This window comes from Phenylobacterium sp. (genome assembly GCF_031425575.1).
Taxonomy (GTDB): Bacteria; Pseudomonadota; Alphaproteobacteria; order Caulobacterales; family Caulobacteraceae; genus Phenylobacterium.
This window is the reverse complement of sequence record NZ_JANPJP010000163.1, coordinates 20,343-27,227: the sequence shown is the minus strand read 5'-3', so window position 1 is coordinate 27,227 and position 6,885 is coordinate 20,343. Positions and strand designations below refer to the sequence as shown.

Below are 6,885 nucleotides of genomic sequence, written 5' to 3'. Positions count from 1 at the left end.
ACGTTCATGTGCCCGGGCATCCGGCCGGCCACGGGGTGGATGGCGTACTTCACCTCCACGCCCTCTTCCTTCAGCTTGTCGCCCATTTCGCGCAGCGCATGCTGGGCCTGGCTGACGGCCATGCCGTAGCCGGGGACGATGATCACCTTGCTGGCGTTCTTCATGATGAAGGCCGCGTCCTCGGCCGAACCCTGCTTGACCGGCCGGGTCTCGACCTGGCCGCCGCCGGCGGCCGCCGCATCTTCGGCGCCGAATCCGCCGAGGATCACGGAGATGAAGCTGCGGTTCATCGCCTTGCACATGATGTAGCTGAGGATGGCGCCCGATGAGCCCACCAGGGCCCCGGTGATGATCAGCGTCACGTTCTCGAGGGTGAAGCCCAGGGCGGCCGCCGCCCAGCCGGAATAGCTGTTCAGCATGGAGACCACGACGGGCATGTCCGCGCCGCCGATGGGGATGATCAGGGTGACACCGATCAGCAGGCTGAGGCCGAGGATCGCCCAGAACGCCCAGATGACCTCCGGCTGGCCGCCCCCCATCACCAGCACCACCACCATTGCGACGATGGCGAGCGCAATGACGATGTTCAGCAGGTGACGGGCCGGCAGCATGATCGGCGCGCCGCTCATATTGCCGTTCAGCTTCAGGGCCGCGATGATCGAGCCGGTCAGGGTCACGGCCCCGATGGCCAGGCCCAGGGACAGCTCCACCAGGGAGCTGACGTGGATCGTGCCGTCCTCGGCGAGGATGCCGTAGGCGGCCGGGGTGTAGATGGCGGCGACCGCCACCAGACAGGCCGCGGCCCCCACCAGGCTGTGGAAGGTGGCCACCAGCTGCGGCATCGAGGTCATGGCGACCTTGCGGGCGATCACCGCGCCCACCGTGCCGCCGATGGCGACGCCGCCGACGATCAGGCCCAGCGTCAGGGTGTCCAGCGCCTGCTGTCCCCAGAGGGTCAGCAGGGTGGTGCCCACGGCGATGGCCATGCCGATCATGCCGTTGCGGTTGCCCGCCTGGCTAGTGGTGGGGCTGGACAGGCCGCGCAGGGCCAGGATGAAGAGGACGCCCGAGACGATATAGGCGATAGCCGCGATGTTCGCGTTCACTTCGCGGCGTCCTTCTGCACGGGCTTATCCTTCTTCTTGTACATGGCCAGCATGCGCTGCGTGACCAGGAAGCCGCCGAAGATGTTGACCGCGGCGAAGGCCGCGGCGATGGCGCCGGCGCCCTTGGAGACGAGGACGTTCTGGGTGAGGCCTCCGTCCGCCCCGCCGTTGGCGGCGGCGGCCAGCAAGGCCCCCACGATGATCACCGAGGAGATGGCGTTGGTCACCGCCATCAGCGGGGTGTGCAGGGCCGGCGTCACGCTCCAGACGACATAGTAGCCGACGAAGATCGCCAGCACGAAGATCGCCAGGCGGAAGACTGTGGGGTCGACGGTGTCCATCGGTTCCTCCTTGGGATCTAGCTGTTCAGCGAGGGGTGGACGACCGCGCCACCCTGGGTGACCAGGGCCGCCTTGAGGATCTCGTCCTCCAGGTCGGGGGCCAGCTTGCCCTCCTTGTCCAGCAGCAGGCCGGCGAAGGCCAGCAGGTTGCGGGCGTAGAGGGCCGAGGCGTCGGTGGCGATGCGGCCGGGCAGGTTGGCCACACCAAGGATCTTGGCGCCATTGGCGGTGACCGCCACCTCGCCCAGCTTGGCGCCGACGACATTGCCGCCCTGCTCGATGGCCAGGTCCACCAGGATCGAACCGGGGCGCATGGAGGCCACCTGCTCGGCGCTCACGAGCTTGGGCGCCGGCCGGCCGGGGATCAGGGCGGTGGTGATGACGATGTCCTGCTTGGCGATGTGGCTGGAGACCAGGGCCGCCTGCTTGGCCTGGTACTCGGCGCTCATCTCCTTGGCGTAGCCGCCGGCGGTCTGGGCGTTCTTGAACTCTTCATCCTCGACGGCCAGGAACTTGGCGCCGAGGCTCTCGACCTGTTCCTTGGTGGCGGGACGTACGTCGGTGGCGGTGACCACGGCGCCCAGGCGGCGCGCGGTGGCGATGGCCTGCAGGCCGGCGACGCCCACCCCCATCACGAAGACCTTGGCCGCGGCGACGGTGCCGGCGGCGGTCATCATCATCGGCATGGCCCGGCCATAGGCCTCGGCGGCCTCGATCACCGCGCGGTAGCCGGCGAGATTGGCCTGGGACGACAGGGCGTCCATCACCTGGGCCCGGGTGATGCGGGGTACGAATTCCATGGCGAAACCCGTCGCGCCCTTGGCCGCGATGGCGTTCAGCGCATCCTTGTCCATGTGCGGGTTCAGCAGGGCCACGACGATAGCGCCAGCCTTCAAGGCCGCGATCTCGGCGGCCTCAGGCGCGCGAACCTTGAACAGGATGTCGGCCTTGCCAATGGCGCCTGCGGCGTCCTTGGCGATCTCGGCGCCGGCGGCCTGGTAGTCGGCGTCGGGATAGGCGGCGGCTATGCCGGCGCCGCTTTCCACCACCACCGAGAACCCGGCGGCGATCAGCTTCTTCACCGTCTCGGGGACGGCGGCCACCCGGGTCTCGCCGGCGCGGCGTTCAGTGGTGACGGCTATGACGGCCATGCGCCTGTTTCCCCCTGGTCAATATTGGCCGGACCATACGGGCGGCAGCCTCGGCTTGTCCAGCGGAGCACCCGCGATACTCGAACGTTTGTTTGAATGTCCGAACGACCGGTGTCGCCGAGGAATTGGCGCGCCCGAAGGTCTTGCAGGAAGGCGCGCGTCTGACGCGCGCCCGACCGGCCTAGTGGTCGGCGGCGGGCTTGTCGCGCAGAAGGACGACGCCAAGAACCATCACCACCACGGCGCTGATGAAGGCGCCCAGGAACCCGGTCGGAGTGCAGAACCACAGGACCAGCAGCACCATCATGGCGGTGAGCGCCAGGGAGCCCCACTTGGTCAGGCCGTTGAACAGGTGGAACGTGGCGACCTGCTCGGAGATGTCCATCTCGCCGCGGTGATATTCGGAAGCCATGGAAGGGCGTCTCTCAGACTGGTGAGGAAATCGATGGGGCCGACCTACACCGTCGGCCGCCGGGGCTCAAGCGCGCCTTGTGTCTCAGCCGGGCCAGCGGGCCAGAAGGCCGCGCAGAGCCGCGATGAGCGCCAAGGGTTGATCGACCATGATGTGGTGGGCCGAATCGGGGATGGCGATCTCCAGCATGTCCTTGGGCAGGGGTGACGGCCGGTCATCGCTGATCCGCGACTTCACCACCGAGCGGTCGCCATAGATGTGCACCAGGGGCACGGTCACCTTGGGCGGGCCATCGGCGGTCATGCCCATCATCACGCTGCGGTCGAGCTTGTTCCACATGGCCGGGTCGAACCGCCAGGTCCACCCCTCGCCGCCGCCCTCCGGCAGGGGCGCGCGCTTCAGGGAGCGGCGGGCGATGAAGTCGGCGATGAACAGATTTCCGGCCACCTGGGGCGGCATGAAGCGGAAGCGGGCCAGAGCCGCCTCTTCCGTCGAATAGACCCGTGCGGCGCGGTCCCCGGTGGGGATGTTGCGCACCTGCTGTTCCATCATGCGCTTGGCTTCCGGCGAGTTGGGCGGCGGGCCGCCGAAACCGGTGTCCACCAGCACCGCAGCGCGCATGCGCTCGGGGTGAGCGGCCGCGGCGAAGAACACCTGGCTGCCGCCGAAGGAGTGGCCGATGTAGATGGGCAGAACACCCCCGTCATAGAGGCCCGTGGCGCGGGCGACGGCCTCGGCGTCCTCGGCGAAGTCCTGGAAGGCGTAGCTCTCACGCCAGTCCGAGGCGCCCATGCCGGCCAGGGACATCGAGGTCACCCGGTAGTCCTGGGCCAGATAGGGGGCGATGAAGCTCCACCAGTCGGCGTGGGCCGAGTTGCCATGCACCAGCAGCAGGCCGGGCTTGCCCAGCTCGCCCCAGGTCAGGGCCTCGATCTGGGTGCCGAGTGAGGTGACGAAGCTCCGCTCCGGCTCCTGGGCGATGGCGTCCAGAAACCACTCCGGCGCGTCCGGGTGGCGGCCGCGGAACGGCGCCAGGGGCGCCTGCACCTGGGGCGGCAGGCTGCCGGGTTCGGAATGGATGGGACGGTCGTCGTAGCCGACCGGCGCGCCTTCCTTGATCGCCGGATCCAGAGCCATCAGGCCACCCCTCGCACTTCACGCTCGCCCGCCTTGCGGGAGATCGAGCGGATACCCTTGTAGACGCCGGTTCCGGTGATCAGGGTGCGGTCGCCGCACCAGATCCGGCCCCGGACGGTGAAGACATCGTCCTGTTCGGTGATGATGTCGCTGGTGCCCTCCACCCAGTCGCCCATATGGGCGCCGGAGAGGAAGTCGGTGGTCAGCCGCACCGTCACCCAGCCGATCTCGCGCTTGTTGGAGATCACCCGGCCCCAGGCCATGTCGGCGAAGCTCATCAGCATGCCGCCGTGGCAGTTGTTCATGCCGTTGGCGTGGTGCTCCTCGACCCGGAACGCCATCACCTCGTCGCCGTTGGCTGCGTCGCGGCTGGAGTAGAAGGGACCGACCGTGCGGCCGAACCCCCGGTTCCAGAGGTTGATGACAAAACCATCGGGGACGATGGCGGTCTGGACTTCGGTCAGATCATCGGACATCGCGAAGGCAAATGAACGGGCGTTTGAAGATTGGCAAGCCCTTGATGACGCCGCGGGGCCCCGCGGCGCCGTCCATGCGCGCTTCTACGGCTTCATCGTCTGCGCAGCGAGCTCCGCCGATCCGTGCAGGATGATGTCCTCCGCCGAGCTGGCCAGGGCCACGGCGACGGACCCCGCCGCGATACGCCAGCCCGGCAGGGTCGCGTCGTAGTTGGCCAGGAGTCTCGCATCGGCGGTCACGGTCACGCGGCGGGTCTCGCCGGGCTGGAGCGCCACGCGGGCCCAGCCGATCAGGCGCTGGGAAGGCTTGCCATCTGACCCGGCCACCGTCGCATAGACCTGGGGGGTGTCGGTCCCGGCGACGCCGCCGGCGTTCTTGACGTCAAAGCTGGCGGTGATCGTCTCGCCGCCGGTCAGCTCCAGCCGCGCATATTCAAAGTGGGTGTAGCAAAGGCCGAAGCCGAACGGGAATAGGGTGGCCGCCCCGGTCTTGGCGAACCAGCGATAGCCGACATCTGCGCCCTCCGGATGCTCGACGGAGAAGCGGCCCTTGTGCTGCTGCACGTCAGGGCGGGTGGTGGGTAGCGTGGCGCCCTCCACCGGGGGGCCGAAGATCTGGCCGGGGATTTCCGGGCGCACCAGGTCTTCGACCCCGCAGGGGAAGCTGATGGGCAGGCGGCCTGACGGATTGACGGCCCCGAACAGGATGTTGGCGATGGCCTCGCCGCCGCGCGTGCCCGGGTACCAGGCCTCCAGCACGGCGTTGACGTCGTCCAGCCAGGGCATCAGCACCGGGGTCCCGGTCTCCAGCACCACCACGGTCTTGGGGTTGGCGGCGGCGACCGCGGCGATCAGGCCGTCCTGATCGCCCGGCAGGGACAGGCTGGGCAGGTCCTCGGCCTCCGTCGCCCACTGGTCGGCGAAGACGATGGCGATATCGGCATCCTTGGCCAAGGCCGCGGCCTCGGCTTGGTCCTCGCCGGACACGAAGGTCACGGCGGTGTTGCGGGTCAACTCCCGGATCGCGGCCACCGGCGATGACGGGTGGTAGGTGACTCTGGCGAAGGCGCCGGCCAGGCCCGCCACCTCGATCTCGTGGCCGGGTCCGCCCACCGGGATCACCTGGGAGGAGCCGCCGCCGGACATCACGCCCTTGTCCGCATGGGCGCCGATCACCGCGATCTTGCGGATGCTGGGCGCCAGCGGCAGGACCCCGTCGTTCTTGAGCAGCACGGTCCCGGCCTCGGCGGCGGCCTGGGCGACCTTGGCGTTGGCGGCGTAGTCGGTCTCGCGCCGGACGGCGGGATTGTCGAACACCCCCTTGTCGAACAGGCTGCGCAGGATGCGGTGGACCATGTCGGTGAGCCGCTCGAAGGGCACCTCTCCCTGCTCCACGGCCGCCTTCAGCGGCGCGCCGAAATAGACCTGCTTGTCGAGTTGCTCGCCGCTCTCCTGATCCATGCCGGCCATCACCGCCTTGGCGGTCGAGTGGACCGCGCCCCAGTCGCTCATCACCCAGCCGCGGTAGCCCCAGTCACGCTTCAGCACCTGGTTGAGCAGGAAGTCGTTCTCGCCGGCCCACTCGCCGTTGACCTTGTTGTAGGCGCACATGACCGAACCCGGATCGCCGCGCTCGATGGCGATCTGGAAGGCCAGCAGGTCGCTCTCACGCAGGGCGCCCTCGTCGATGCGGGCGTCCACCACGTGGCGGCAGGTCTCCTGATCGTTCAGGGCGAAGTGCTTCAGGGTGCAGACGATGTCGTTGGACTGGGCGCCCCTGATGGCCTCCCCCACCAGCACCCCGGCCAGGAGAGGGTCCTCGCCGAGGTATTCGAAATTGCGCCCACAGCGGGGTTCGCGGGTCAGGTTGGCGCCGCCTCCCAGCAGGACGTTGAAGCCCTTGTCGCGGGCCTCCGATCCCACCATCACGCCCGCCGCATGGGCCAGCTCAGGGTCCCAGGTGGAGGCCAGCGAGAGCCCCGAGGGCAGGCCGGTGGCGCCGTCGCCCTTGCGCACCTGGCGCGGGTTGGCGATGCCCAGGCTGGCGTCGGTCTCGTTCAGCGGCGGGATGCCCAGGCGTTCGACGCCGGGGATATAGCCCGCGCCCATGGCCGCGTCGGCGGGGGGCGGATTGACCATGGCCGGCATGGGGCCGTGAACCAGGGAGATCATCTCATCCAGGGTCAGCTGCGCGATCAGCAGCCTGGCGCGGTCGTCCGGCGACAGGGACTTGTCCATCCAGGCCTGGGTCATTTGAAGCGT

7 protein-coding genes are annotated in these 6,885 nt (G+C 68.8%); all 7 read right to left on the bottom strand.

The features are described 5' to 3' along the window. A partial coding sequence (locus tag RMO97_RS09415) for an NAD(P)(+) transhydrogenase (Re/Si-specific) subunit beta (RefSeq protein ID WP_310540593.1) occupies positions 1–1,106 on the bottom strand: 1,106 nt, incomplete at its 3' end. After that, positions 1,103–1,447, bottom strand: coding sequence for a proton-translocating transhydrogenase family protein (locus RMO97_RS09410; RefSeq protein ID WP_310540592.1), 345 nt, complete (start codon positions 1,445–1,447; stop codon positions 1,103–1,105). The genes RMO97_RS09415 and RMO97_RS09410, both read right to left, overlap by 4 nt. Before the next feature lie 17 nt (positions 1,448–1,464). After that, positions 1,465–2,598: a Re/Si-specific NAD(P)(+) transhydrogenase subunit alpha gene (locus tag RMO97_RS09405; RefSeq protein ID WP_310540590.1), complete on the bottom strand. Its 1,134-nt coding sequence runs from the start codon at positions 2,596–2,598 to the stop codon at positions 1,465–1,467. A gap of 181 nt (positions 2,599–2,779) precedes the next feature. Beyond that, positions 2,780–3,010: an aa3-type cytochrome c oxidase subunit IV gene (locus tag RMO97_RS09400; RefSeq protein ID WP_310540588.1), complete on the bottom strand. Its 231-nt coding sequence runs from the start codon at positions 3,008–3,010 to the stop codon at positions 2,780–2,782. A gap of 84 nt (positions 3,011–3,094) precedes the next feature. Then, the gene (locus RMO97_RS09395; RefSeq protein WP_310540585.1) at positions 3,095–4,147 is read right to left on the bottom strand and encodes an alpha/beta hydrolase; all 1,053 of its coding nucleotides are present in this window, start codon (positions 4,145–4,147) and stop codon (positions 3,095–3,097) included. Continuing rightward, on the bottom strand, positions 4,147–4,623 hold the full coding sequence (locus RMO97_RS09390) for a PaaI family thioesterase (protein WP_310540584.1): 477 nt from the start codon (positions 4,621–4,623) through the stop codon (positions 4,147–4,149). Before RMO97_RS09390 ends, RMO97_RS09395 begins: the two co-directional genes overlap by 1 nt. Before the next feature lie 84 nt (positions 4,624–4,707). Next, positions 4,708–6,876: a beta-glucosidase gene (locus RMO97_RS09385; protein WP_310540582.1), complete on the bottom strand. Its 2,169-nt coding sequence runs from the start codon at positions 6,874–6,876 to the stop codon at positions 4,708–4,710. Between the last annotated feature and the right edge of the window lie 9 nt (positions 6,877–6,885).